The sequence below is a fragment of the Streptomyces sp. NPDC055239 genome (assembly GCF_053606205.1).
Map to the genome: position 1 here is coordinate 245,292 of NZ_JBSGRD010000009.1, position 22,189 is coordinate 267,480.

Below are 22,189 nucleotides of genomic sequence, written 5' to 3' on the forward strand. Positions count from 1 at the left end.
ATGAGTACCATTGACATCCTTTCGCCGGTTGGCGACAAGGCCGGGACGGTCGAGCTCCCCGCGGAGATCTTCGACGTAGAGAAGATCAGCATCCCGCTTCTCCACCAGGTCGTCGTCGCCCAGCTGGCCGCTGCCCGTCAGGGCACGCACAAGACCAAGCGCCGCGGTGAAGTCCGCGGTGGTGGTAAGAAGCCGTACCGCCAGAAGGGCACCGGCCGCGCGCGCCAGGGTTCGACCCGTGCGCCGCAGTTCGCAGGCGGTGGCGTCGTCCACGGCCCGCAGCCGCGTGACTACTCGCAGCGGACCCCGAAGAAGATGAAGGCCGCGGCCCTGCGCCACGCCCTCACCGACCGGGCCCGCAACGCTCGTATCCACGTTGTCACCAACGTGGTCGAGGGCGACATCTCCACGAAGGCCGCGAAGACGCTGCTCGGTAAGGTCAGCGAGCGCAAGAACGTGCTCCTGGTCATCGACCGTGCGGACGAGACTTCGCTGCTCTCCGCCCGCAACCTGCCCCAGGTGCACATCCTGGAGCCGGGCCAGCTGAACACGTACGACGTGCTCGTCTCGGACGACGTGGTCTTCACCAAGGCCGCTTTCGAGTCCTTCGTGTCTGGCCCCAAGGCCGCTGAGACCGAAGGGAGCGAAGCCTGATGGCTACGCGTCACCCGAGCATCGCGCCCAAGGCGGCCAAGGTCGCCAAGGCTGCGCGCCTCGCCAAGGCGAAGCGCCACGCCACCGAGGGCAAGAACACCGTTGAGACGCCGCTGAGCAAGAGCTTCACGGACCCCCGTGACGTCCTCGTCAAGCCGGTCGTCTCTGAGAAGAGCTACGCGCTCCTCGACGAGGGCAAGTACACCTTCGTCGTTGCGCCCGGCGCCAACAAGACCCAGATCAAGCAGGCCGTCGAGGCGGTCTTCTCGGTCAAGGTCACTGGGGTCAACACGATCAACCGCCAGGGCAAGCGCAAGCGCACCCGCACGGGGTTCGGTAAGCGCGCTGACACCAAGCGCGCGATCGTGACCCTTGCTGAGGGCGACCGTATCGACATCTTCGGCCAGGCCTCCTAACGGAGCGCCCTGGTCCGAATATCGGACGAGGACTGAGAAATGGGAATCCGCAAGTACAAGCCGACTACGCCGGGCCGTCGTGGCTCCAGCGTCGCCGACTTCGTCGAGGTAACGCGGTCCACGCCGGAGAAGTCGCTGGTCCGCCCGCTGCACAGCAAGGGCGGCCGTAACAACGCCGGTCGTGTGACCGTTCGCCACCAGGGTGGCGGACACAAGCGCGCCTACCGAGTGATCGACTTCCGTCGTCACGACAAGGACGGCGTGCCGGCGAAGGTCGCGCACATCGAGTACGACCCGAACCGCACCGCGCGCATCGCGCTCCTGCACTACGCGGACGGCGAGAAGCGCTACATCCTGGCCCCCCGCAACCTGTCGCAGGGTGACCGGGTCGAGAACGGACCGGGCGCGGACATCAAGCCGGGCAACAACCTGGCGCTCCGCAACATCCCGGTCGGTACGACCATCCACGCCATCGAGCTGCGGCCCGGCGGCGGCGCGAAGTTCGCCCGCTCCGCGGGTGCCTCCGTGCAGCTGCTGGCGAAGGAGGGCTCCATGGCCCACCTTCGTATGCCGTCCGGTGAGATCCGTCTGGTCGACGTCCGCTGCCGCGCCACGATTGGCGAGGTCGGCAACGCCGAGCAGTCGAACATCAACTGGGGCAAGGCCGGCCGTAAGCGCTGGCTTGGCGTTCGCCCGACCGTTCGCGGTGTGGCGATGAACCCGGTCGACCACCCGCACGGTGGTGGTGAAGGCAAGACTTCCGGTGGTCGTCACCCGGTCTCGCCGTGGGGTCAGAAGGAGGGTCGTACTCGTTCGCCGAAGAAGGCGAGCAACAAGTACATCGTCCGCCGCCGCAAGACGAACAAGAAGCGCTAGGAGCGGGTTTAGATGCCGCGCAGTCTCAAGAAGGGACCCTTCGTCGACGGACACCTCATCAAGAAGGTGGATGTCCAGAACGAAGCAGGTTCCAAGAACGTCATCAAGACCTGGTCCCGTCGCTCGATGATCGTCCCGGCCATGCTGGGCCACACGATCGCGGTGCACAACGGCAAGACCCACATCCCGGTGTTCGTCACCGAGGCGATGGTCGGCCACAAGCTCGGCGAGTTCTCGCCGACTCGCACCTTCCGCGGCCACGTCAAGGACGACCGGAAGTCGAAGCGCCGCTAGCGCGGGGTGGAACGACTATGACTTACACCGAAGGGACAACCATGGAAGCCAGGGCCCAGGCGCGGTACATCCGCGTCACGCCCATGAAGGCCCGCCGAGTGGTGGACCTCATCCGTGGCATGGATGCCACGGAGGCTCAGGCGGTCCTGCGTTTCGCCCCGCAGGCCGCGAGCGTGCCGGTTGGCAAGGTGCTTGACAGCGCCATTGCCAATGCTGCACACAACTACGACCACAGTGACGCCTCTTCGCTGGTAATCAGCGAGGCGTACGTGGATGAGGGCCCGACCCTGAAGCGGTTCCGTCCGCGTGCTCAGGGCCGTGCCTACCGGATCCGTAAGCGGACCAGCCACATCACCGTGGTCGTCAGCAGCAAGGAAGGAACCCGGTAATGGGCCAGAAGGTAAACCCGCACGGGTTCCGGCTCGGCATCACCACCGACTTCAAGTCGCGTTGGTACGCCGACAAGCTGTACAAGGACTACGTCAAGGAAGACGTCGCCATCCGCAGGATGATGACGTCCGGCATGGAGCGCGCCGGCATCTCGAAGGTTGAGATCGAGCGCACCCGTGACCGCGTGCGGGTGGACATCCACACCGCGCGTCCCGGCATCGTCATCGGCCGCCGTGGCGCCGAGGCCGACCGCATCCGCGGTGACCTCGAGAAGCTCACGGGCAAGCAGGTTCAGCTGAACATCCTCGAGGTCAAGAACCCCGAGGTCGACGCTCAGCTTGTCGCGCAGGCCGTTGCAGAGCAGCTGTCCTCCCGCGTCTCCTTCCGTCGCGCCATGCGTAAGAGCATGCAGTCGACGATGAAGGCCGGCGCCAAGGGCATCAAGATCCAGTGTGGCGGCCGTCTCGGCGGCGCCGAGATGTCTCGCTCGGAGTTCTACCGCGAGGGCCGCGTGCCCCTGCACACCCTCCGTGCGAACGTCGACTACGGCTTCTTCGAGGCCAAGACGACCTTCGGCCGTATCGGCGTGAAGGTCTGGATCTACAAGGGCGACGTCAAGAACATCGCCGAGGTCCGCGCCGAGAACGCCGCGGCCCGTGCGGGTAACCGCCCGGCCCGTGGCGGCGGCAACGACCGCCCGGCCCGTGGTGGCCGTGGTGGCGAGCGTGGCGGCCGCGGCCGCAAGCCGCAGCAGCAGTCCGCGCCGGCTGCCGAGGCCCCCAAGGCCGACGCTCCCGCCGCAGCTGCCGCTCCGGCTGAGAGCACCGGAACGGAGGCCTGACCGACATGCTGATCCCTCGTAGGGTCAAGCACCGCAAGCAGCACCACCCCAAGCGCAGCGGTATGTCCAAGGGTGGTACGCAGGTTGCGTTCGGCGAGTACGGGATTCAGGCCCTCACTCCGGCGTACGTGACCAACCGCCAGATCGAGGCGGCTCGTATCGCGATGACCCGCCACATCAAGCGTGGCGGCAAGGTCTGGATCAACATCTACCCGGACCGCCCGCTGACGAAGAAGCCCGCCGAGACCCGCATGGGTTCCGGTAAGGGTTCCCCCGAGTGGTGGGTCGCGAACGTCAAGCCCGGACGGGTGATGTTCGAGCTGTCCTACCCGAATGAGAAGACTGCGCGTGAGGCGCTTACCCGCGCTGCTCACAAGCTTCCGATGAAGTGCCGGATTGTTCGGCGCGAGGCAGGTGAGTCGTGATGTCGGCCGGTACCAAGGCGTCCGAGCTGCGCGAACTGGGTGACGAGGAGCTTCTCGCGAAGCTTCGCGAAGCCAAGGAAGAGCTGTTCAACCTCCGCTTCCAGGCGGCGACCGGTCAGCTCGAGAACCACGGGCGGCTCAAGGCCGTTCGTAAGGACATCGCGCGGATCTACACCCTGATGCGTGAGCGCGAGCTGGGCATCGAGACGGTGGAGAGCGCCTGATGAGCGAGAGCAACGTGACTGAGACCAAGAGCGACCGCGGATTCCGCAAGACCCGTGAGGGTCTGGTCGTCAGCGACAAGATGGACAAGACCGTCGTCGTCGCTGTCGAGGACCGCGTGAAGCACGCGCTGTACGGCAAGGTCATCCGCCGTACGAACAAGCTCAAGGCGCACGACGAGCAGAACGCTGCCGGCGTCGGCGACCGCGTCCTCCTTATGGAGACGCGTCCGCTGTCGGCGACCAAGCGCTGGCGCATCGTCGAGATCCTCGAGAAGGCCAAGTAAATCTCTGAGGGGTATCCCTCGGAGTTCGTTCCGCCAGGCTCGGTGAGCTCCGTGAAGCAATATGCGGAGCTCGCCGGGAACCGGCAGACAATCAGGAGATAGACGTGATCCAGCAGGAGTCGCGACTTCGGATCGCCGACAACACGGGTGCGAAGGAAATTCTCACCATTCGTGTTCTCGGTGGCTCGGGTCGCCGCTACGCGGGTATCGGTGACGTCATCGTCGCCACCGTCAAGGACGCGATCCCCGGTGGCAACGTGAAGAAGGGTGACGTCGTCAAGGCCGTCATCGTTCGCACCGTCAAGGAGCGCCGCCGTCCCGACGGCTCGTACATCCGTTTCGACGAGAACGCCGCCGTCATTCTGAAGAACGACGGCGACCCTCGCGGCACCCGTATCTTCGGCCCGGTGGGCCGTGAGCTGCGCGAGAAGAAGTTCATGAAGATCATCTCGCTCGCGCCGGAGGTGCTGTAAGCATGAAGATCAAGAAGGGCGACCTGGTTCAGGTCATCACCGGTAAGGACAAGGGCAAGCAGGGCAAGGTCATTGCCTCTTACCCGCGCGACGAGCGCGTCCTGGTCGAGGGTGTCAACCGGGTCAAGAAGCACACGAAGGCCGGCCCGACCGCCAGCGGTTCGCAGGCCGGCGGCATCGTGACCACCGAAGCCCCTGTCCACGTCTCCAACGTCCAGCTGGTCGTGGAGAAGGACGGCAACAAGGTCGTCACGCGTGTCGGTTTCCGCTTCGACGATGACGGCAACAAGATCCGCGTTGCCAAGCGGACGGGTGAGGACATCTGATGACGACCACCACCAGCCCGCGTCTGAAGACGAAGTACCGCGAGGAGATCGCGGGCAAGCTGCAGGAAGAGTTCTCCTACGAGAACGTCATGCAGACCCCCGGTCTCGTCAAGATCGTGGTCAACATGGGTGTCGGCGACGCCGCCCGTGACTCGAAGCTCATGGACGGTGCCGTCCGTGACCTGACCACCATCACGGGTCAGAAGCCGGCCATCACCAAGGCCCGGAAGTCCATCGCGCAGTTCAAGCTGCGCGAGGGTCAGCCGATCGGCTGCCACGTCACGCTCCGTGGCGACCGCATGTGGGAGTTCCTGGACCGCACCCTGTCGCTCGCGCTTCCGCGCATCCGCGACTTCCGTGGTCTGTCCCCCAAGCAGTTCGACGGCCGTGGCAACTACACCTTCGGTCTCACGGAGCAGGTCATGTTCCACGAGATCGACCAGGACAAGATCGACCGCGTCCGGGGTATGGACATCACCGTGGTCACCACGGCGACCAACGACGCTGAGGGCCGTGCGCTCCTTCGTCACCTCGGCTTCCCCTTCAAGGAGGCGTAACCGAGATGGCGAAGAAGGCACTTATTGCCAAGGCTGCTCGTAAGCCCAAGTTCGGTGTGCGCGGCTACACCCGCTGCCAGCGCTGCGGCCGTCCGCACTCCGTGTACCGCAAGTTCGGCCTGTGCCGCGTCTGCCTTCGTGAGATGGCTCACCGTGGCGAGCTGCCGGGCGTGACCAAGAGCTCCTGGTAATTCCCCTCTGTCCTTAGGGACTTGGGAATTACTGGAGGCTCTCGGTAAGTATCTGGTCGGTAGGTGACCCGGCCCTCTATGCCTTAGGCTAGGAGGGTTGGGCGCCTGCCGCCCTGACCGACTTACTACGCCGTAGGTCCCCGCGCCGCACCCGTCCCGCCTCTGAGTGGGGAGAGGGATGGCGCAGATAGGAAACCACGGCGAGAGAGGCCGAAGGCCAATTCATGACCATGACTGATCCGATCGCGGACATGCTGACTCGTCTGCGTAACGCGAACTCGGCGTACCACGACACCGTGGCTATGCCGCACAGCAAGATCAAGTCTCACATCGCGGAGATCCTCCAGCAGGAGGGCTTCATCACGGGCTGGAAGGTCGAGGACGCCGAGGTTGGCAAGAACCTCGTTCTCGAGCTGAAGTTCGGCCCGAACCGTGAGCGCTCCATTGCGGGCATCAAGCGGATCTCCAAGCCCGGTCTCCGGGTTTACGCGAAGTCCACCAGCCTGCCGAAGGTTCTGGGCGGCCTGGGAGTGGCGATCATCTCCACTTCCCACGGTCTCCTGACCGGCCAGCAGGCAGGCAAGAAGGGCGTAGGTGGGGAAGTCCTCGCCTACGTCTGGTAGTCGGGAACGGAGGAATAGCTAATGTCGCGTATTGGCAAGCTCCCCATCACGGTTCCCGCCGGCGTGGACGTCACCATCGACGGCCGGACGGTCTCGGTTAAGGGTCCCAAGGGCTCCCTTTCCCACACCGTCGTCGCGCCGATCGACATCGCTAAGGGTGAGGACGGCGTCCTGAGCGTCACCCGCCCCAACGACGAGCGTCAGAACAAGGCCCTGCACGGCCTGTCCCGCACGCTGGTGGCGAACATGATCACCGGTGTGACCACGGGGTATGTGAAGAAGCTCGAGATCAGCGGTGTCGGTTACCGCGTGCTCGCGAAGGGCTCCAACCTGGAGTTCTCGCTGGGCTACAGCCACCCGATCCTGGTCGAGGCCCCTGAGGGCATCACCTTCAAGGTGGAGTCCGCGACCAAGCTTTCGGTCGAGGGCATCGACAAGCAGAAGGTCGGCGAGGTTGCGGCCAACATCCGCAAGCTCCGCAAGCCCGACCCGTACAAGGCCAAGGGTGTCAAGTACGAGGGCGAAGTCATCCGACGCAAGGTCGGAAAGGCAGGTAAGTAAGCCATGGCATACGGTGTAAAGATCGCCAAGGGTGACGCTTACAAGCGTGCCGCCAAGGCTCGCCGCCATATCCGCATCCGTAAGAACGTGTCGGGTACGGCGGAGCGTCCGCGCCTCGTCGTGACGCGCTCGAACCGCAACATCGTTGCTCAGGTCATCGACGACCTCAAGGGTCACACCCTTGCGTCGGCGTCGACCCTGGACACCACGATCCGCGGTGGCGAGGCTGACAAGTCCGCGCAGGCCAAGCAGGTCGGCGCGCTTGTTGCCGAGCGTGCCAAGGCTGCGGGTGTCGAGACCGTCGTGTTCGACCGCGGTGGCAACAAGTACGCCGGGCGCATTGCCGCTCTGGCGGACGCCGCCCGCGAAGCCGGGCTGAAGTTCTAAGCCCCGGTTCCGGAGCTAGCGGACGTAACAGAGAGAGGTAATTCCAATGGCTGGACCCCAGCGCCGCGGGAGCGGTGCCGGTGGCGGCGAGCGGCGGGACCGGAAGGGTCGCGACGGCGCCGCTGCCGAGAAGACCGCATACGTTGAGCGCGTTGTCGCGATCAACCGTGTCGCCAAGGTTGTCAAGGGTGGTCGCCGCTTCAGCTTCACCGCGCTGGTCGTGGTGGGCGACGGTGACGGCACCGTAGGTGTCGGATACGGCAAGGCCAAGGAAGTTCCCGCGGCCATCGCCAAGGGCGTTGAAGAGGCCAAGAAGAGCTTCTTCAAGGTTCCGCGTATCCAGGGCACCATCCCGCACCCGATCACGGGCGAGAAGGCCGCGGGCGTCGTCCTGCTCAAGCCTGCTTCCCCCGGTACCGGCGTTATCGCCGGTGGCCCGGTGCGTGCTGTGCTCGAGTGCGCCGGCGTTCACGACATCCTGTCGAAGTCGCTCGGCTCTTCCAACGCGATCAACATCGTGCACGCGACCGTGGCGGCCCTCAAGGGCCTGCAGCGTCCCGAGGAGATCGCGGCTCGCCGTGGTCTGCCCCTCGAGGACGTCGCCCCCGCGGCTCTGCTTCGTGCACGTGCGGGAGCGGGTGCGTAATGGCCCGTCTCAAGATCACGCAGACGAAGTCGTACATCGGCAGCAAGCAGAACCACCGCGACACGCTGCGTTCGCTCGGCCTCAAGCGCCTGAACGACGTCGTCGTCAAGGAAGACCGCCCCGAGTTCCGCGGAATGGCTAACACCGTCCGCCACCTCGTGACGGTTGAGGAGGTCGACTGACATGGCGGAGCAGAACCCGCTGAAGGTCCACAACCTCCGGCCCGCCCCGGGCGCCAAGACCGCCAAGACCCGTGTGGGTCGTGGTGAGGCGTCCAAGGGTAAGACCGCTGGTCGTGGTACCAAGGGCACCAAGGCCCGTTACCAGGTTCCGGAGCGCTTCGAGGGCGGGCAGATGCCCCTCCACATGCGCCTCCCGAAGCTCAAGGGCTTCAAGAACCCGTTCAAGACCGAGTTCCAGGTCGTGAACCTCGACAAGCTGAGCGCGCTGTTCCCGGAAGGGGGCGAGGTCACCGTAGAGGGTCTCGTCGCCAAGGGTGCGGTTCGCAAGAACAGCCTCGTCAAGGTCCTCGGCCAGGGTGAGGTCACCGTGGCGCTGCAGGTGACGGTTGACGCCGTCTCCGGCTCCGCCAAGGAGAAGATCACCGCCGCTGGCGGTACCGTCACCGAGCTCGTCTGAATTCTTCAGGCCACTCGATGACTTGAGCGATTCCCAACCGGGGATGCCCCACATATGGGGCATCCCCGGTTGGTCGTTCCAAGGGGGGCACGGTCGCCGGTAAGGTGGCGTGCACTGTCTAAGCTCCGTGCGGTTCTTCCGTGCGGTTTTTCTGACTGATATGTAATCGTCGATCCTCAGACCACTACCTCTTGCGCACGCGCGCGGGGGTCGCAGGAGGCACCGTGCTCACCGCGTTCGCCCGGGCGTTCAAGACGCCCGACCTGCGCAAGAAGCTGCTCTTCACGCTCGGCATCATCGTGATCTACCGGATCGGTACGCATGTACCGATTCCCGGTGTCAGCTATAAGAACGTCCAGACCTGCATGGACCAGGCCAACTCCAACCAGGGGTTGTTCGGCCTGGTGAACATGATGAGTGGCGGGGCGCTCCTGCAGATCACGATCTTCGCGCTCGGCATCATGCCGTACATCACGGCGAGCATCATCCTGCAGCTGCTGACCGTGGTGATCCCGCGGCTCGAGGCCCTCAAGAAGGAGGGACAGGCCGGCACGGCGAAGATCACGCAGTACACGCGTTATCTGACCGTCGCGCTCGCGATCCTCCAGGGGACCGGCCTCGTGGCCACGGCTCGTACGGGCTCGCTGTTCTCCGGCTGCCCCGTCGCCACGGAGATCGTGCCGGACCAGTCCATCTTCGTGACCGTCACCATGGTCATCACGATGACCGCCGGTACGGCCTGCGTGATGTGGCTCGGTGAGCTCATCACCGACCGCGGCATCGGCAACGGCATGTCGATCCTGATGTTCATCTCGATCGCCGCGACGTTCCCGAGCGCCCTGTGGGCCATCAAGAAGCAGGGTTCGCTCGCCGGTGGCTGGATCGAGTTCGGCACCGTCATCGCGGTCGGTCTCGTCATGGTCGGTCTGGTCGTTTTCGTGGAGCAGGCTCAGCGCCGCATTCCCGTCCAGTACGCGAAGCGAATGATCGGCCGCCGTTCCTACGGCGGTACGTCGACCTACATTCCGCTGAAGGTCAATCAGGCGGGCATCATCCCTGTGATCTTCGCCTCTTCGCTGCTCTACATCCCCGCTCTCGTCGCCCAGTTCGCGGGTGGCAACTCCGGGTGGAAGACGTGGATCGAGGCGAACCTGACCAAGGGCGACCACCCGATCTATATCGCGACGTACTTCCTGTTGATCGTGTTCTTCGCCTTCTTCTACGTGGCTATCTCGTTCAACCCCGAGGAAGTCGCGGACAACATGAAGAAGTATGGTGGCTTCATCCCGGGCATCCGGGCTGGCCGTCCGACCGCTGAGTACTTGAGTTACGTACTCAACCGGATCACGTGGCCGGGCTCGCTGTATCTGGGTCTGATCGCTCTCGTACCGACGATGGCGTTGGTGGGCTTCGGCGCGAACCAGAACTTCCCGTTCGGCGGGACAAGCATCCTGATCATCGTGGGTGTGGGTCTGGAGACCGTGAAGCAGATCGAGAGCCAGCTCCAGCAGCGCAATTACGAAGGGTTCCTCCGCTGATGCGAATCGTCCTCGTCGGGCCGCCCGGGGCGGGCAAGGGAACGCAGGCCGCGTTTCTCGCCAAGAACCTGTCGATCCCGCACATCTCCACGGGCGACCTCTTCCGTGCCAACATCAGCCAGGGCACGGAGCTTGGCAAGCGGGCGAAGGCCTACATGGACGACGGCAACCTCGTCCCCGACGAGGTCACCATCGGCATGGCCCACGACCGCATGACGCAGCCGGACGCCGAGAACGGCTTCCTGCTCGACGGCTTCCCGCGGAACGTGTCGCAGGCCGAGGCCCTGGACGAGTCGCTCAAGGCGGACGGCCAGAAGCTCGACGCGGTCCTCGATCTCGAGGTCCCCGAGGACGAGGTGGTCAAGCGCATCGCCGGCCGCCGCATCTGCCGGAACGATTCCAGCCACGTCTTCCACGTGACGTACAGCAAGCCGAAGACCGAGGGCGTCTGCGACGTCTGCGGCGGCGAGCTCTACCAGCGCGGTGACGACCAGGAAGAGACCGTGCGCAAGCGTCTCGACGTGTACCACCGCGAGACCGAGCCGATCATCGACCACTACAAGGCCCAGGGCCTGGTGGTCACGATCTCCGCGCTCGGCAAGGTGGACGAGGTCACCAAGCGCGCGATGGACGCGATCAAGGGCGACAAGTAGCCCGTACGCGGTCCAGTACGCTGTTTCGGCCGCGGTGCCCCTCGGGGGACCGCGGCCGTAGTGTTGTGTACGTCGCGGTTACGTACGTAGCCGGTTGTCGGACGGATGACGGAGAGCGGAAGCCCCATGGTGCAGATCAAGACCCCCGAGCAGATCGCGAAGATGCGTGAGGCGGGCCTTGTCGTCGCCGCAGTCCACGCCGCCACGCGCGAGGCGGCGGTGCCGGGCGCCACCACGAAGGACCTGGACGACGTCGCCCGCAAGGTGATCGCCGAGCACGGCGCGAAGTCGAACTTCCTGGGGTACGGCGGTTTCCCCGCCACGATCTGCACCTCGGTCAACGAGGTCGTCGTGCACGGCATCCCGGACGACAAGACCGTCCTGAAGGACGGCGACATCATCTCCATCGACGCGGGCGCCATCATCGACGGCTGGCACGGCGACGCCGCGTACACCGCGTTCGTGGGCACCGGTCACGCTCCGGAGCTCCTTGAGCTCTCCCGGGTGACCGAGGAGTCGATGTGGGCCGGGCTCGCCGCCATGAAGCAGGGCAACCGGCTCGTGGACATCTCCCGCGCCATCGAGTCGTACATCCGCCGCCAGCCGAAGCCCGGCGGCGGCAAGTACGGGATCGTCGAGGACTACGGCGGCCACGGCATCGGCACCGAGATGCACATGGACCCCCACCTCCTGAACTACGTCGAGCGCCGCCGCGGCAAGGGCCCCAAGCTCGTCCCCGGCTTCTGCCTCGCCATCGAGCCCATGGTCTCCCTCGGCACCCCCCGCACGGAGGTCCTGGAGGACGACTGGACGGTCATCACGACCGACGGCACCTGGTCCTCCCACTGGGAGCACTCGATCGCTCTGACGGAGGAGGGGCCGATCGTGCTCACGGCTCCTGACTGCGGCAAGGCGAAGCTTGCGGAGTACGGCGTCACCACGGCGCCCGACCCGCTGGCCTGAGTCGCCGCGGAATGGCCCTTCCGCTTAAGGATCTTGGTTGTGGGGCATTCTTCCTCGATTCGTCTTTCCGGGTGGCCTGACGTAGACTGACTCGTCGGCTCTCGTGCATCCGTGTGCCTGCATGCGGCGTACGAAGTCGATCAAGGTAGTCGATTCGAAGGGCAGAGCGTGGCCAAGAAGCAAGGTGCCATCGAGATCGAGGGCACTGTCGTTGAGTCTCTTCCGAACGCCATGTTCAAGGTTGAGCTCCAGAACGGCCACCAGGTCCTGGCACACATCAGCGGCAAGATGCGTATGCACTACATCCGCATCCTCCCTGACGACCGGGTCGTGGTGGAGTTGTCTCCTTACGACCTGACCCGTGGCCGGATCGTCTACCGGTACAAGTAGATCTCGCCCGCACCTCATTCACGTGGGGTGTGGCACTGACCCGGAGAACCTCACCAATGAAGGTCAAGCCGAGCGTCAAGAAGATCTGCGACAAGTGCAGGGTGATCCGCCGTCACGGCCGGGTCATGGTTATCTGCGACAACCCGCGCCACAAGCAGCGCCAGGGCTGACGCACGACTGCAGTTCGCAGATTTTCGCGCGACGCACGTAAGCACATGTGCAGGACCCGTCCCTCTTCAGTGATGGAGGGCGACACCCCCGGTCGGAGGCCGGGGACTCAGGATGTACCTCGTACGGCACCTGGGAACGGTCCTGCTGAAGACCTCCGAAAATCAACAGGAGCCTTGAATGGCACGCCTTGAAGGTGTTGACCTCCCGCGCGAAAAGCGCGTCGAGGTTGCCCTCACGTACGTGTTCGGCATTGGCCGCACGCTGTCCCAGCAGACGCTGGACGCCACCGGTGTGGACCGCAACACCCGTGTTCGTGATCTGTCCGAAGAGGACCTGATCAAGATCCGCGAGTACGTGGACGCCAACCTCCAGACGGAGGGTGACCTCCGCCGCGAGATCCAGGCCGACATCCGCCGCAAGGTCGAGATCGGCTGCTACCAGGGTGTTCGCCACCGTCGTGGCCTGCCCGTCCGCGGTCAGCGCACCAGCACCAACGCCCGCACCCGCAAGGGCCCGCGTCGCGCCATCGCCGGTAAGAAGAAGCCGGGCAAGAAGTAGTCCTCAGCGGTCGATCGACAGCTGTCGCTGCAGGACCGACCACCTCGCGTAGGAGTTAATAGATGCCCCCCAAGGGTCGTCAGGGCGCTGCCAAGAAGGTGCGCCGCAAGGAAAAGAAGAACGTCGCTCACGGGCACGCCCACATCAAGAGCACGTTCAACAACACGATCGTCTCGATCACGGACCCCACGGGCAACGTGATCAGCTGGGCCTCCGCCGGCCACGTCGGCTTCAAGGGCTCGCGCAAGTCGACTCCGTTCGCCGCGCAGATGGCCGCCGAGTCGGCCGCGCGTCGCGCCCAGGAGCACGGCATGCGCAAGGTTGACGTCTTCGTCAAGGGTCCCGGCTCCGGCCGTGAGACCGCGATCCGCTCCCTCCAGGCCACGGGCCTCGAGGTCGGTTCGATCCAGGACGTCACCCCCACGCCGCACAACGGCTGCCGTCCCCCCAAGCGTCGCCGCGTCTGACGCACGTCGCTTGACCCAGGGATTTTCGGGCGGTGCGGCTCTCCGGAGCCGTACCGCCCGTACCCTTGTAGCTGTATCAACACTGGGCTACCGCCCAGTGGCAAGGGCATCAAATAGTGGGTGCCCCTGACTGAAGGAATCACTTCATGCTGATCGCTCAGCGTCCCTCGTTGACCGAAGAGGTCGTCGACGAATTCCGCTCCCGGTTCGTGATCGAGCCGCTGGAGCCGGGCTTCGGTTACACCCTCGGCAACTCCCTGCGTCGGACCCTTCTCTCCTCGATCCCGGGTGCGGCCGTCACGTCCATCCGTATCGACGGTGTCCTGCACGAGTTCACCACCGTGCCGGGCGTCAAGGAAGACGTCACCGACCTCATCCTCAACATCAAGCAGCTGGTCGTTTCCAGCGAGCACGATGAGCCCGTCGTGATGTACCTGCGCAAGCAGGGCCCCGGTCTCGTCACCGCCGCTGACATCGCCCCGCCCGCCGGTGTCGAGGTGCACAACCCCGACCTGGTCCTCGCCACGCTCAACGGCAAGGGCAAGCTGGAGATGGAGCTGACCGTCGAGCGCGGTCGCGGTTACGTCTCCGCCGTTCAGAACAAGCAGGTCGGTCAGGAGATCGGGCGCATCCCGGTCGACTCGATCTACTCGCCGGTCCTGAAGGTCACGTACAAGGTCGAGGCCACGCGTGTCGAGCAGCGCACCGACTTCGACAAGCTGATCGTCGACGTCGAGACCAAGCAGGCCATGCGCCCGCGTGACGCCATGGCGTCCGCCGGTAAGACCCTGGTCGAGCTGTTCGGTCTGGCCCGCGAGCTCAACATCGACGCCGAGGGCATCGACATGGGCCCCTCGCCGACGGACGCGGCCCTGGCCGCTGATCTCGCCCTGCCGATCGAGGAGCTCGAGCTCACCGTTCGGTCGTACAACTGCCTCAAGCGCGAGGGCATCCACTCCGTGGGTGAGCTCGTGGCCCGCTCCGAGGCGGACCTGCTCGACATTCGCAACTTCGGTGCGAAGTCGATCGACGAGGTCAAGATGAAGCTCAACGGCATGGGCCTTGCGCTCAAGGACTCGCCTCCCGGCTTCGACCCGACCGCCGCCGCTGACGCCTTCGGCGCCGACGACGACGTGGACGCCGGTTTCGTCGAGACCGAGCAGTACTAAGAGCTCGGGACTGACGGTTTGATTTTGGCTGCGCGTGCGTCTTGGTTGCTCGCGCAGTTCCCCGCGCCCCTTACGGGGCGCGGGTGCCACTGACCCCGGTACCTGATACGGCCGGGGCAGACAACAAGGAGAAACACCATGCCGAAGCCCACCAAGGGTGCCCGTATGGGCGGCAGCGCCGCGCACGAGAAGCTTCTTCTGGCGAACCTCGCCAAGCAGCTCTTCGAGTACGGCCGCATCACCACCACCGAGGCGAAGGCCCGTCGGCTGCGTCCCTACGCGGAGCGTCTGGTCACCAAGGCGAAGAAGGGTGACCTTCACAACCGCCGCCAGGTGCTCCAGGTGATCACGGACAAGAGCATCGTCCACACGCTCTTCACCGAGATCGGCCCGCGTTACGAGAACCGCCCGGGTGGCTACACCCGTATCACCAAGATCGGTAACCGTCGTGGCGACAACGCGCCCATGGCGATCATCGAGCTTGTCGAGGCCCTGACCGTGGCGCAGGCTGCCACCGGTGAGGCCGAGGCGGCCACCAAGCGTGCCGTCAAGGAAGACGCCCTCAAGAAGGACGACGCGCCCGTCGAGGACGCGAAGCCGGTTGAGGCCGCTGAGGAGTCCAAGGACGAGTCCAAGGACGCCTGAGGCTCTGCCTTGCTGTGAGCGGGTCCGCCCTTCGGGGCGGGCCCGCTTTCGCATGTCCCCGGTGCTGAGAGGATTGCTGGTGTGAGTGATGAAGTAGAGCCTGGGTTCGTGCGGGTGCGTCTCGACCTTTCGTACGACGGCAAGGATTTCTCCGGCTGGGCCAAGCAGCGCCAGGGGCAGCGGACCGTTCAGCAGGAGATCGAGGACGCGCTGCGGACCGTGACGCGGTCGCAGGAGACGTACGAGCTGACCGTCGCCGGACGGACCGACAGCGGGGTGCATGCCCGGGGGCAGGTCGCCCACGTCGATCTGCCTCAGAGCGTGTGGGCCGAGCACAGTGACAAGCTGCTGCGCAGGCTCGCGGGGCGGCTTCCGCACGATGTGCGGGTGTGGAAGGTGGCGGAGGCCCCCGCAGGGTTCAACGCGCGGTTCGCGGCCGTGTGGCGGCGCTACGCCTATCGCGTGACCGATCACCCGGGCGGTGTCGATCCGCTGTTGCGCAGTCATGTGCTGTGGCACGACTGGGAGTTGGACCTCGACGCCATGAACGCCGCCGCTGAGAAGCTGCTCGGCGAGCATGACTTCGCCGCCTACTGCAAGAAGCGCGAGGGCGCCACGACCATTCGTACGCTCCAGGAACTGCGCTGGGAGCGGCGGCCGGACGGGATCCTCGAAGCGACCGTGCGGGCCGATGCCTTCTGCCACAACATGGTGCGCTCGCTGGTGGGCGCCATGTTGTTCGTGGGCGACGGGCACCGGCCCGTGGAGTGGCCCGCCAAGGTGCTCGCGGCCGGGGTGCGGGACTCCGCCGTGCATGTCGTACGGCCGCACGGGCTGACCCTGGAGGAAGTCGGCTACCCCGCCGACGAGTTGCTCGCCGCGCGCAGCAAAGAAGCGCGCAACAAGCGGACGTTGCCCGGCGCCGGGTGCTGCTGAGCCCCCCCCGGCTTCCGGACTACTCGGGGGCGTCGGCCGCGGCGGAAGCCTGGGCCTCGCCCCGCCGGTTGATCTGGCCGAAGGTGAAGCGGGCCAGGTCGTCGCCGACCGTGTAGACCTTGCGCTCCTTCTCCGTGACGTCCTTGTCGCTGGTGAAGCCGGACGTCGTGAAGTAGGCGTAGCGGCCGTAGGCGTTGTACGTGCCACGGCAGACCGCCGTACGGCAGAAGCTGGGCACGCCCTTGCCGGGCAGCGAGATGACGAGGCCTTTCTTGGCCTGCTCGTTCACCTTCTTGGCCTGGGCCGCCGTGTCGAAGACGGCGACGCCGACCGTCACGGCGATGTTGTCCTTCACGTAGCTCGCGCGGAAGAGCTCGGTGCAGTCGTTCTTGGTGAGGATCGTGCCGAGCTCGTCCTGGGTGACGCTCGCGCACTTCTTCGTACTGTCCGTGGCGCCCTTCTTGTAGACGCGGTCGCCCGAGGTCAGCGACTTGCCCGGGAAGAGCGTGTCGGGGCCGAGCGGCGCCTTGTCCTTCTTGGCGCTGGAGATGAACTCCTTGGGGTCCGGCGGGGGCGGCGGCGTCGTGTTCTCGAACGACGGTCCCGGGTTCTCGCTCGCGCCGGGGATGTCCGCCGTCGAGGGCAGCTCGCTCGCCGGTTTGTTCGAGGCGGAGGTGTTGTCGCTGTTCGCGGAGACGACCGCCACGGCGACCGCGGCCGCGACCACGACGGTGGCGAGCGCGCCGCCACCGATCATCAGCCATTTGCGGCGCCGGGTGCGCGATTCGGACGCCTCGGCGAGCGCCGCCCAGTCAGGGGTCTGCCCTGAATCCCCTGGACCCCACTGAGGTCCCCCTTGCCCAAAGCTCATGCGCCGCATCTTAGACGGGGAGTTGGGGATGTTGAGCGGGGGCCGGGGGAAGGGACCGACCTAGCCTGATGCATATGAATACGGGCAAAGTGGCTGTTAGCGGGTGGTTGTCGCGGCCGGCGACCTGGCCTGCCTGGGTGGTGCTCGGGGGCGTGCTGCTCGCCGTGGCCGTCCGGGTGGGGCTGCGGCTGCCTGACGGCGGGATGGACAACGCCATCGTGGTGCGGGCGGCCGACGCCTGGCTCGACGGGCGTTCGCCCTATGCCGACCGGCACTTCCTCTATCTGCCGGGCGCCGTGCTCGCCGCGGTTCCGCAGACGCTGCTTCCGCAGTCCGTCGTGCGGTTCCTCGTTCCGGCGGGGGTGACGGCCTCGCTCGTCGTCGGGTGGGTGTGTGCGCTGCGGATCCATGGGGTGGCCTGGCGGAGCCGGTTCGCGGTGCTCGGTCTGCTGGCGCTCGCGGCGGGGTTCGCGCCGTTCGGGCACCTCGTCGACCTCGGCAACTGGACCGTGGCTTCGGCGGCCGCCCTTCCGCTCGCGCTGCTCCTCGTGTGCCGGGGGAAGTGGGTGGCGGCGGGTCTGGTGATCGGGGCGGCCGTCGCCGTGAAGCCGCTGCTCGCGCCGGTGGTGCTGCTCTTCGTCTTCGCGCGCCGGTGGCGGGGGCTCGGGTGCGCGGTGCTCGTGCCCGCGGTGGTGTCCGTGGGGGCGGCGCTCGCCATGCCGGGCCCCGCGGGGTTCTTCACACGGACGCTGCCGTTCCTGCTGCGGGGCGACGACTCTTTCGTACGGCTCTACGAGGCGTCGCCGGCCGCTGTCCTGCCGCGGCTCGGGGTGCCGCAGGGGGCGGCGACCCTGCTCGCCCTCGTGGGCGCGGGGGCGGGGCTGTGGTGCGCGTGGCGGCGCTGGCGGGGCGGTCAGGGGCCGGAGGAGCTGCGGGTGGTCGAGACGGCCGTGATGCTGATGCTGGCGGCGTTTCTGGTGTCCAGGCCGTCCTACGACCACTACCTGCTCGTCGTCGTGCCGCTGCTGCTCGCGGGGGCGCTCGTGCCGGGGGCGGTGGCCGGGCGGAAGTGGTTCTGGCTGGCGCTCGTCCCGCAGATTCCGGGGTTCTCCTGGCCTTGGCTCGAACCAGGCACCCGGCGGGCATTCCGAGACTGCGTCACCCTGTGTGTGCTGGCCTTCACCGTCGCCCGGTCCTGTGTGCGGCCGAGGGTGGTCAGCCTGGATGGCGCAGAACCGCCTGAGGTGGTGGAGCCGGCGGTGCCGGTCTCCACGTCCGCGTTTTGACCCGTACGGGGCGCTGCGGGTAGTCTCAGCGGTTGTTATACGTATTGGCTTCGTCGTTCTCACGCGAAGGGCCTTACGTAGGTTCCCTGGAGCAGTTACCAGTGGCTCGCATACGGGCAGCGTCCCCGGCATTGTGAGCCCCAGCTGCATGATCGCTTCGATCGCTTCTGGGGTGCCGTGTGTCTGGACCCCATCCACTGAAGAAGCGAAGGCTACGAAGTGCGTACGTACAGCCCCAAGCCCGGAGATGTGACCCGCAAGTGGCACGTCATCGACGCTCAGGACATCGTCCTGGGCCGTCTGGCGACCACTGCCGCCAACCTCCTGCGTGGTAAGCACAAGGCGATTTACGCGCCCCACATGGACATGGGCGACTTCGTCATCATCATCAACGCCGAGAAGGTTCACCTCTCCGGCAACAAGAAGACCCAGAAGATGGCGTACCGCCACTCCGGGTACCCGGGCGGTCTGCGTTCCGTCCGCTACGACGAGCTTCTTGCGAAGAACCCCGAGAAGGCCGTCGAGAAGGCCATCAAGGGCATGATCCCCAAGAACACCCTGGGCCGTCAGATGCTCTCGAAGCTGAAGATCTACGCAGGTGACCAGCACCCGCACAGCGCTCAGCAGCCGGTCCCGTTCGAGATCACCCAGGTCGCGCAGTAGTTCCGGCCACACCCCCCCAAAGACGTAAAGAATTCTGAGGAGAACCGTGGCCGAGACCACCGTTGAGCAGCCGGTCGAAGAGACCGAGGTTGTTGACGTCGAGCAGTACACCACCGAGTCCGAGGTGCCCGTCGAGGGCGAGTACACCTCTGAGTCGAACGCCGCGCGCTTCGGCGACCCCCAGCCGGCCGCCGGCCTGGGCCGTCGCAAGAACGCCATCGCCCGCGTCCGGATCGTCCCGGGCACCGGCAAGTGGAAGGTCAACGGGCGCACGCTCGAGGACTACTTCCCGAACAAGGTTCACCAGCAGGAAGTCAACGAGCCCTTCAAGGTGCTCGAGCTCGACAACCGCTACGACGTCATCGCCCGCATCTCGGGTGGCGGCGTCTCCGGTCAGGCCGGTGCGCTCCGTCTCGGTGTCGCCCGTGCGCTGAACGAGGCCGACGTCGACAACAACCGCGCCGCCCTCAAGAAGGCCGGTTACCTCAAGCGTGACGACCGTGCGGTCGAGCGCAAGAAGGCCGGTCTCAAGAAGGCCCGCAAGGCTCCGCAGTACAGCAAGCGTTAATCTGCCTGCTTGTACTGTTCGTTCGCCCCGGCGGCACGTTGTGTGCTGCCGGGGCGTTCGTTTATCGGAAACCCTGGTGATCCTTCCTGGTGATCCGGGTCGGGACCCCGGTGATCCCGGGGTAGAAGTCCGGAGGAGGACAGCAGTGGGACGACTCTTCGGCACGGACGGCGTGCGCGGTGTCGCCAACGCGGATCTGACGGCCGAGCTCGCGCTCGGACTCTCCGTGGCGGCGGCTCATGTGCTCGGCGAAGTGGGCACGTTCGAGGGCCATCGCCCGGTCGCGGTGGTCGGACGAGACCCCCGCGCGTCAGGGGAGTTCCTGGAGGCCGCGGTGGTCGCCGGTCTCGCGAGCGCGGGCGTGGACGTCCAGCTCGTCGGTGTGCTGCCCACCCCCGCGGTGGCGCATCTCACCGGTGCGCTGGGCGCCGACCTCGGCGTGATGCTCTCCGCGAGCCACAACGCCATGCCGGACAACGGCATCAAGTTCTTCGCGCGCGGCGGCCAGAAACTGGCCGACGAGCTGGAGGACCGCATCGAGTCCGTGTACGAGGAGCACCGCACCGGCGCTCCCTGGGCGCGTCCCACGGGCGCGGGCGTCGGCCGCGTGCGGACGTACGACCAGGGCCTCGACCAGTACGTCGCCCATCTCCTGGGTGTCCTGCCCAACCGCCTCGACGGGCTGAAGATCGTCCTCGACGAGGCGCACGGCGCCGCCGCCCGTGTCTCGCCCGAGGCGTTCGCGCGCGCCGGTGCCGAGATCATCACGATCGGCGCCAAGCCCGACGGCCTGAACATCAACGACGGCTGCGGATCCACGCACCTGGGCCTCCTGAAGGCCGCCGTCGTCGAGCACGGCGCCGACTTCGGTGTCGCGCACGACGGCGACGCCGACCGCTGCCTCGCCGTAGACCACACGGGCGCCGAGGTCGACGGCGACCAGATCCTCGCCGTCCTGGCGCTCGCCATGCGGGAGCACGGCACGCTGCGCGAGAACACCGTCGTCGCCACGGTCATGTCGAACCTGGGCTTCAAGCTCGCCATGGAGCGCGAGGGCCTCTCCCTCGTGCAGACCAACGTCGGTGACCGGTACGTCCTCGAATCGATGAAGCAGCACGGCTTCGCCCTCGGCGGCGAGCAGTCCGGGCACGTGATCATCCTCGACCACGCGACCACGGGCGACGGCACCCTGACGGGGCTTCTGCTCGCGGCGCGCGTCGCCGAGACCGGGCGCAGCCTCGCCGACCTCACCGGGGTCATGGAGCGGCTTCCGCAGATCTTGATCAACGTGCCCGACGTAGACAAGTCGCGGGTCACCACCTCCGCCGAGCTGACGTCCGCCGTCGCCGACGCCGAGCGTGAACTGGGTGCCACGGGACGGGTGTTGCTGCGCTCGTCCGGTACGGAGCCGTTGGTGCGCGTCATGGTCGAGGCCGCCGACATCGACCAGGCCCGGTCCGTGGCCGGGCGGCTCGCCGATGTGGTGAAGTCGGCTCTGGGCTAGAGCAGTTGCCCGGCCGGGCCGGTCGCCCGGCTAGGCCGGTCGTGACCTGGCGGTGCGCTCGCGTTGCTTGGCCCAGAAGAACTTCTGGGCGAGCAGCGTGAGCGTACCGGCGAGGACGATGCCCAGCAGGTTGAGCAGGAGCTGTTCCGTGGAGCCCCACGCCTGCTTGTACTCGGCGTAGCTGAAGGCGACGGCGGCGTTGGCCGCCGCGGGGACCGTCGTCACCGAGATCGCCACGCCCACCAGCGCGCCCGACTTGGCCGAGGTGAGCGAGAGCGTGCCCGCCGCGCCCGCCAGGACGGCCACGACGAACGAGAACCAGTCGGGGCGGTAGATGAAGTTCGTGTTCGGACGCTCCGACTTCAGGGCCTCGTCGCTGAACAGGTTCATCGCGTCCATGAAGTAGCTGAAGCCGACGGTGACCACCATCGCCCCCGCGAAGCCCACGAGCAGCGCGATCAGCGAGCGCAGGGCGAGGCGCGGGGCGCGCTGGACGAGCGCGGTGCAGAAGCCGGCCAGCGGGCCGAACTCGGGGCCCACCGCCATCGCGCCCACGACCAGGATCGCGTTGTCGAGGACCACGCCGCAGGCCGCGATCATCGTGGCGAGCGTGATGAAGGCGACGTAGGTGACGGAGAGCGTCGACTCCTCGTGGGTCGCGTCGGAGAGCTGCTCCCACAGGACCGCGTCGGCGCCCTCGCCCGGGGCGTCGTCCTCCGCCTTGTCCGCGCGCAGGGAGAGCGACAGGTCGATGTTCTCCAGCGCGATCGAGCCCGTCTTGTCGATGCCGAGGGCGCGCAGGCCGCCGATCAGCGCGTCGCCCGCCTCACGGGCCACGTCGCACGTCACCACGTCACCGGCGGGGCTGCGGGCCGCGCCCGGCATGACGGCCAGGTGCGTGGCGCCGACCGTCCTCTCGATCAGGCGCACCACGTCGTCCGTCGTGTCGGCCGGGGTGATCAGGCGCAGATGCAGCATGCGCGCAGGTTAGCTGGCGGCC

Annotated in this window: 35 protein-coding genes; 33 read left to right on the forward strand and 2 right to left on the reverse strand. The window is 66.5% G+C overall.

From position 1 onward, the window contains the following. The 29 genes from rplD to truA all read left to right on the forward strand — a co-directional run bounded on the left by rplD (position 1) and on the right by truA (position 16,297). Complete coding sequence (rplD, locus tag ACWFRJ_RS27500; RefSeq protein ID WP_453536317.1) at positions 1 to 654, forward strand: 50S ribosomal protein L4; 654 nt, start codon at positions 1 to 3, stop codon at positions 652 to 654. Beyond that, a complete protein-coding gene (gene rplW, locus ACWFRJ_RS27505; protein WP_453536320.1) occupies positions 654 to 1,070 on the forward strand; it encodes a 50S ribosomal protein L23 in 417 nt (138 codons plus the stop codon). The genes rplD and rplW overlap by 1 nt, the downstream gene beginning before the upstream one ends. Before the next feature lie 39 nt (positions 1,071 to 1,109). Then, positions 1,110 to 1,946 (forward strand): 50S ribosomal protein L2, encoded by an 837-nt coding sequence (gene rplB, locus ACWFRJ_RS27510; RefSeq protein ID WP_160506661.1) that lies wholly within the window; start codon positions 1,110 to 1,112, stop codon positions 1,944 to 1,946. 12 nt (positions 1,947 to 1,958) lie between these two features. Continuing rightward, positions 1,959 to 2,240, forward strand: coding sequence for a 30S ribosomal protein S19 (gene rpsS / locus ACWFRJ_RS27515; RefSeq protein ID WP_160506662.1), 282 nt, complete (start codon positions 1,959 to 1,961; stop codon positions 2,238 to 2,240). 41 nt (positions 2,241 to 2,281) lie between these two features. Then, positions 2,282 to 2,629, forward strand: coding sequence for a 50S ribosomal protein L22 (gene rplV / locus ACWFRJ_RS27520; RefSeq protein ID WP_016645177.1), 348 nt, complete (start codon positions 2,282 to 2,284; stop codon positions 2,627 to 2,629). Then, complete coding sequence (rpsC, locus tag ACWFRJ_RS27525) at positions 2,629 to 3,471, forward strand: 30S ribosomal protein S3 (RefSeq protein WP_160506663.1); 843 nt, start codon at positions 2,629 to 2,631, stop codon at positions 3,469 to 3,471. The genes rplV and rpsC overlap by 1 nt, the downstream gene beginning before the upstream one ends. Positions 3,472 to 3,476: 5 nt before the next feature. After that, positions 3,477 to 3,896: a 50S ribosomal protein L16 gene (gene rplP, locus ACWFRJ_RS27530; RefSeq protein ID WP_135332557.1), complete on the forward strand. Its 420-nt coding sequence runs from the start codon at positions 3,477 to 3,479 to the stop codon at positions 3,894 to 3,896. Beyond that, the gene (gene rpmC, locus ACWFRJ_RS27535) at positions 3,896 to 4,120 is read left to right on the forward strand and encodes a 50S ribosomal protein L29 (RefSeq protein WP_003998824.1); all 225 of its coding nucleotides are present in this window, start codon (positions 3,896 to 3,898) and stop codon (positions 4,118 to 4,120) included. The genes rplP and rpmC overlap by 1 nt, the downstream gene beginning before the upstream one ends. Beyond that, on the forward strand, positions 4,120 to 4,404 hold the full coding sequence (rpsQ, locus tag ACWFRJ_RS27540; RefSeq protein ID WP_361837218.1) for a 30S ribosomal protein S17: 285 nt from the start codon (positions 4,120 to 4,122) through the stop codon (positions 4,402 to 4,404). Before rpmC ends, rpsQ begins: the two co-directional genes overlap by 1 nt. Before the next feature lie 104 nt (positions 4,405 to 4,508). Continuing rightward, positions 4,509 to 4,877: a 50S ribosomal protein L14 gene (gene rplN / locus ACWFRJ_RS27545; RefSeq protein WP_073768975.1), complete on the forward strand. Its 369-nt coding sequence runs from the start codon at positions 4,509 to 4,511 to the stop codon at positions 4,875 to 4,877. Between the two features lie 2 nt (positions 4,878 to 4,879). Beyond that, entirely contained in the window at positions 4,880 to 5,203 is a 324-nt protein-coding gene (gene rplX, locus ACWFRJ_RS27550) for a 50S ribosomal protein L24 (protein ID WP_453536327.1), read from the forward strand. After that, positions 5,203 to 5,760: a 50S ribosomal protein L5 gene (rplE, locus tag ACWFRJ_RS27555; protein ID WP_344522014.1), complete on the forward strand. Its 558-nt coding sequence runs from the start codon at positions 5,203 to 5,205 to the stop codon at positions 5,758 to 5,760. The genes rplX and rplE overlap by 1 nt, the downstream gene beginning before the upstream one ends. A gap of 5 nt (positions 5,761 to 5,765) precedes the next feature. After that, positions 5,766 to 5,951 (forward strand): type Z 30S ribosomal protein S14, encoded by a 186-nt coding sequence (locus tag ACWFRJ_RS27560; protein ID WP_003948630.1) that lies wholly within the window; start codon positions 5,766 to 5,768, stop codon positions 5,949 to 5,951. Between the two features lie 224 nt (positions 5,952 to 6,175). Next, the gene (gene rpsH / locus ACWFRJ_RS27565; RefSeq protein WP_453536331.1) at positions 6,176 to 6,574 is read left to right on the forward strand and encodes a 30S ribosomal protein S8; all 399 of its coding nucleotides are present in this window, start codon (positions 6,176 to 6,178) and stop codon (positions 6,572 to 6,574) included. Between the two features lie 21 nt (positions 6,575 to 6,595). Then, a complete protein-coding gene (gene rplF, locus ACWFRJ_RS27570; protein WP_249588331.1) occupies positions 6,596 to 7,135 on the forward strand; it encodes a 50S ribosomal protein L6 in 540 nt (179 codons plus the stop codon). A 3-nt stretch (positions 7,136 to 7,138) separates the two neighbouring features. Further along, a complete protein-coding gene (rplR, locus tag ACWFRJ_RS27575; RefSeq protein ID WP_344522013.1) occupies positions 7,139 to 7,522 on the forward strand; it encodes a 50S ribosomal protein L18 in 384 nt (127 codons plus the stop codon). Positions 7,523 to 7,568: 46 nt separating this feature from the next. Continuing rightward, positions 7,569 to 8,168 (forward strand): 30S ribosomal protein S5, encoded by a 600-nt coding sequence (rpsE, locus tag ACWFRJ_RS27580; RefSeq protein WP_453536336.1) that lies wholly within the window; start codon positions 7,569 to 7,571, stop codon positions 8,166 to 8,168. Then, complete coding sequence (gene rpmD / locus ACWFRJ_RS27585) at positions 8,168 to 8,350, forward strand: 50S ribosomal protein L30 (protein WP_041985698.1); 183 nt, start codon at positions 8,168 to 8,170, stop codon at positions 8,348 to 8,350. Before rpsE ends, rpmD begins: the two co-directional genes overlap by 1 nt. 1 nt (position 8,351) lies before the next feature. After that, entirely contained in the window at positions 8,352 to 8,807 is a 456-nt protein-coding gene (gene rplO, locus ACWFRJ_RS27590; protein WP_249588330.1) for a 50S ribosomal protein L15, read from the forward strand. Positions 8,808 to 9,031: 224 nt separating this feature from the next. Continuing rightward, positions 9,032 to 10,345, forward strand: a complete 1,314-nt coding sequence (gene secY, locus ACWFRJ_RS27595) for a preprotein translocase subunit SecY (protein ID WP_453536339.1) — start codon at positions 9,032 to 9,034, stop codon at positions 10,343 to 10,345. Then, positions 10,345 to 10,998, forward strand: coding sequence for an adenylate kinase (locus ACWFRJ_RS27600; RefSeq protein ID WP_453536342.1), 654 nt, complete (start codon positions 10,345 to 10,347; stop codon positions 10,996 to 10,998). Before secY ends, ACWFRJ_RS27600 begins: the two co-directional genes overlap by 1 nt. A 126-nt stretch (positions 10,999 to 11,124) precedes the next feature. Next, positions 11,125 to 11,961, forward strand: a complete 837-nt coding sequence (map, locus tag ACWFRJ_RS27605; protein WP_453536345.1) for a type I methionyl aminopeptidase — start codon at positions 11,125 to 11,127, stop codon at positions 11,959 to 11,961. Between the two features lie 168 nt (positions 11,962 to 12,129). Next, positions 12,130 to 12,351, forward strand: a complete 222-nt coding sequence (gene infA / locus ACWFRJ_RS27610; RefSeq protein ID WP_003948620.1) for a translation initiation factor IF-1 — start codon at positions 12,130 to 12,132, stop codon at positions 12,349 to 12,351. A 56-nt stretch (positions 12,352 to 12,407) separates the two neighbouring features. Next, positions 12,408 to 12,521: a 50S ribosomal protein L36 gene (rpmJ, locus tag ACWFRJ_RS27615; protein ID WP_003974245.1), complete on the forward strand. Its 114-nt coding sequence runs from the start codon at positions 12,408 to 12,410 to the stop codon at positions 12,519 to 12,521. Positions 12,522 to 12,699: 178 nt separating this feature from the next. Beyond that, the gene (gene rpsM, locus ACWFRJ_RS27620) at positions 12,700 to 13,080 is read left to right on the forward strand and encodes a 30S ribosomal protein S13 (RefSeq protein ID WP_383275917.1); all 381 of its coding nucleotides are present in this window, start codon (positions 12,700 to 12,702) and stop codon (positions 13,078 to 13,080) included. 62 nt (positions 13,081 to 13,142) lie between these two features. Next, on the forward strand, positions 13,143 to 13,547 hold the full coding sequence (gene rpsK, locus ACWFRJ_RS27625; RefSeq protein ID WP_003948617.1) for a 30S ribosomal protein S11: 405 nt from the start codon (positions 13,143 to 13,145) through the stop codon (positions 13,545 to 13,547). Between the two features lie 146 nt (positions 13,548 to 13,693). Next, positions 13,694 to 14,716, forward strand: a complete 1,023-nt coding sequence (locus tag ACWFRJ_RS27630; protein WP_453536350.1) for a DNA-directed RNA polymerase subunit alpha — start codon at positions 13,694 to 13,696, stop codon at positions 14,714 to 14,716. Positions 14,717 to 14,854: 138 nt separating this feature from the next. Further along, on the forward strand, positions 14,855 to 15,361 hold the full coding sequence (gene rplQ / locus ACWFRJ_RS27635) for a 50S ribosomal protein L17 (RefSeq protein ID WP_453536353.1): 507 nt from the start codon (positions 14,855 to 14,857) through the stop codon (positions 15,359 to 15,361). A gap of 81 nt (positions 15,362 to 15,442) precedes the next feature. Beyond that, positions 15,443 to 16,297, forward strand: a complete 855-nt coding sequence (gene truA, locus ACWFRJ_RS27640; RefSeq protein ID WP_453536359.1) for a tRNA pseudouridine(38-40) synthase TruA — start codon at positions 15,443 to 15,445, stop codon at positions 16,295 to 16,297. Positions 16,298 to 16,316: 19 nt separating this feature from the next. On the opposite strand, the gene ACWFRJ_RS27645 is transcribed toward truA, so the two are convergent. Then, positions 16,317 to 17,168 carry a hypothetical protein gene (locus ACWFRJ_RS27645; protein WP_453536362.1) on the reverse strand — a complete coding sequence of 284 codons (852 nt, stop codon included), beginning with the start codon at positions 17,166 to 17,168 and terminating at the stop codon, positions 16,317 to 16,319. Positions 17,169 to 17,242: 74 nt separating this feature from the next. Between ACWFRJ_RS27645 and ACWFRJ_RS27650 the strand changes: the two genes are divergently transcribed. From ACWFRJ_RS27650 to glmM, 4 genes are all read left to right on the forward strand, one after another. Continuing rightward, complete coding sequence (locus ACWFRJ_RS27650) at positions 17,243 to 18,454, forward strand: glycosyltransferase family 87 protein (RefSeq protein ID WP_453536365.1); 1,212 nt, start codon at positions 17,243 to 17,245, stop codon at positions 18,452 to 18,454. 219 nt (positions 18,455 to 18,673) lie between these two features. After that, on the forward strand, positions 18,674 to 19,117 hold the full coding sequence (rplM, locus tag ACWFRJ_RS27655; RefSeq protein ID WP_453536368.1) for a 50S ribosomal protein L13: 444 nt from the start codon (positions 18,674 to 18,676) through the stop codon (positions 19,115 to 19,117). Between the two features lie 46 nt (positions 19,118 to 19,163). Then, complete coding sequence (gene rpsI / locus ACWFRJ_RS27660; protein WP_361716623.1) at positions 19,164 to 19,685, forward strand: 30S ribosomal protein S9; 522 nt, start codon at positions 19,164 to 19,166, stop codon at positions 19,683 to 19,685. Positions 19,686 to 19,830: 145 nt separating this feature from the next. Then, a complete protein-coding gene (glmM, locus tag ACWFRJ_RS27665) occupies positions 19,831 to 21,189 on the forward strand; it encodes a phosphoglucosamine mutase (protein ID WP_453536372.1) in 1,359 nt (452 codons plus the stop codon). Positions 21,190 to 21,219: 30 nt separating this feature from the next. Here glmM and ACWFRJ_RS27670 read toward each other — a convergent pair whose 3' ends face one another. Then, positions 21,220 to 22,167, reverse strand: a complete 948-nt coding sequence (locus tag ACWFRJ_RS27670; RefSeq protein WP_453536375.1) for a DUF389 domain-containing protein — start codon at positions 22,165 to 22,167, stop codon at positions 21,220 to 21,222. Positions 22,168 to 22,189: the final 22 nt, after the last annotated feature.

What these genes read in the sequence shown, in the direction of transcription:
- rplD (WP_453536317.1), top strand. Translation starts at nt 1, where the DNA reads ATGAGTACCATTGACATCCTTTCGCCGGTTGGCGACAAGGCCGGGACG.
- rplW (WP_453536320.1), top strand. Translation starts at nt 654, where the DNA reads ATGGCTACGCGTCACCCGAGCATCGCGCCCAAGGCGGCCAAGGTCGCC.
- rplB (WP_160506661.1), top strand. Translation starts at nt 1,110, where the DNA reads ATGGGAATCCGCAAGTACAAGCCGACTACGCCGGGCCGTCGTGGCTCC.
- rpsS (WP_160506662.1), top strand. Translation starts at nt 1,959, where the DNA reads ATGCCGCGCAGTCTCAAGAAGGGACCCTTCGTCGACGGACACCTCATC.
- rplV (WP_016645177.1), top strand. Translation starts at nt 2,282, where the DNA reads ATGGAAGCCAGGGCCCAGGCGCGGTACATCCGCGTCACGCCCATGAAG.
- rpsC (WP_160506663.1), top strand. Translation starts at nt 2,629, where the DNA reads ATGGGCCAGAAGGTAAACCCGCACGGGTTCCGGCTCGGCATCACCACC.
- rplP (WP_135332557.1), top strand. Translation starts at nt 3,477, where the DNA reads ATGCTGATCCCTCGTAGGGTCAAGCACCGCAAGCAGCACCACCCCAAG.
- rpmC (WP_003998824.1), top strand. Translation starts at nt 3,896, where the DNA reads ATGTCGGCCGGTACCAAGGCGTCCGAGCTGCGCGAACTGGGTGACGAG.
- rpsQ (WP_361837218.1), top strand. Translation starts at nt 4,120, where the DNA reads ATGAGCGAGAGCAACGTGACTGAGACCAAGAGCGACCGCGGATTCCGC.
- rplX (WP_453536327.1), top strand. Translation starts at nt 4,880, where the DNA reads ATGAAGATCAAGAAGGGCGACCTGGTTCAGGTCATCACCGGTAAGGAC.
- rplE (WP_344522014.1), top strand. Translation starts at nt 5,203, where the DNA reads ATGACGACCACCACCAGCCCGCGTCTGAAGACGAAGTACCGCGAGGAG.
- ACWFRJ_RS27560 (WP_003948630.1), top strand. Translation starts at nt 5,766, where the DNA reads ATGGCGAAGAAGGCACTTATTGCCAAGGCTGCTCGTAAGCCCAAGTTC.
- rpsH (WP_453536331.1), top strand. Translation starts at nt 6,176, where the DNA reads ATGACCATGACTGATCCGATCGCGGACATGCTGACTCGTCTGCGTAAC.
- rplF (WP_249588331.1), top strand. Translation starts at nt 6,596, where the DNA reads ATGTCGCGTATTGGCAAGCTCCCCATCACGGTTCCCGCCGGCGTGGAC.
- rplR (WP_344522013.1), top strand. Translation starts at nt 7,139, where the DNA reads ATGGCATACGGTGTAAAGATCGCCAAGGGTGACGCTTACAAGCGTGCC.
- rpsE (WP_453536336.1), top strand. Translation starts at nt 7,569, where the DNA reads ATGGCTGGACCCCAGCGCCGCGGGAGCGGTGCCGGTGGCGGCGAGCGG.
- rpmD (WP_041985698.1), top strand. Translation starts at nt 8,168, where the DNA reads ATGGCCCGTCTCAAGATCACGCAGACGAAGTCGTACATCGGCAGCAAG.
- rplO (WP_249588330.1), top strand. Translation starts at nt 8,352, where the DNA reads ATGGCGGAGCAGAACCCGCTGAAGGTCCACAACCTCCGGCCCGCCCCG.
- ACWFRJ_RS27600 (WP_453536342.1), top strand. Translation starts at nt 10,345, where the DNA reads ATGCGAATCGTCCTCGTCGGGCCGCCCGGGGCGGGCAAGGGAACGCAG.
- map (WP_453536345.1), top strand. Translation starts at nt 11,125, where the DNA reads ATGGTGCAGATCAAGACCCCCGAGCAGATCGCGAAGATGCGTGAGGCG.
- rpmJ (WP_003974245.1), top strand. Translation starts at nt 12,408, where the DNA reads ATGAAGGTCAAGCCGAGCGTCAAGAAGATCTGCGACAAGTGCAGGGTG.
- rpsM (WP_383275917.1), top strand. Translation starts at nt 12,700, where the DNA reads ATGGCACGCCTTGAAGGTGTTGACCTCCCGCGCGAAAAGCGCGTCGAG.
- rpsK (WP_003948617.1), top strand. Translation starts at nt 13,143, where the DNA reads ATGCCCCCCAAGGGTCGTCAGGGCGCTGCCAAGAAGGTGCGCCGCAAG.
- ACWFRJ_RS27630 (WP_453536350.1), top strand. Translation starts at nt 13,694, where the DNA reads ATGCTGATCGCTCAGCGTCCCTCGTTGACCGAAGAGGTCGTCGACGAA.
- rplQ (WP_453536353.1), top strand. Translation starts at nt 14,855, where the DNA reads ATGCCGAAGCCCACCAAGGGTGCCCGTATGGGCGGCAGCGCCGCGCAC.
- ACWFRJ_RS27645 (WP_453536362.1), bottom strand. Translation starts at nt 17,168, where the DNA reads ATGAGCTTTGGGCAAGGGGGACCTCAGTGGGGTCCAGGGGATTCAGGG.
- ACWFRJ_RS27650 (WP_453536365.1), top strand. Translation starts at nt 17,243, where the DNA reads ATGAATACGGGCAAAGTGGCTGTTAGCGGGTGGTTGTCGCGGCCGGCG.
- ACWFRJ_RS27670 (WP_453536375.1), bottom strand. Translation starts at nt 22,167, where the DNA reads ATGCTGCATCTGCGCCTGATCACCCCGGCCGACACGACGGACGACGTG.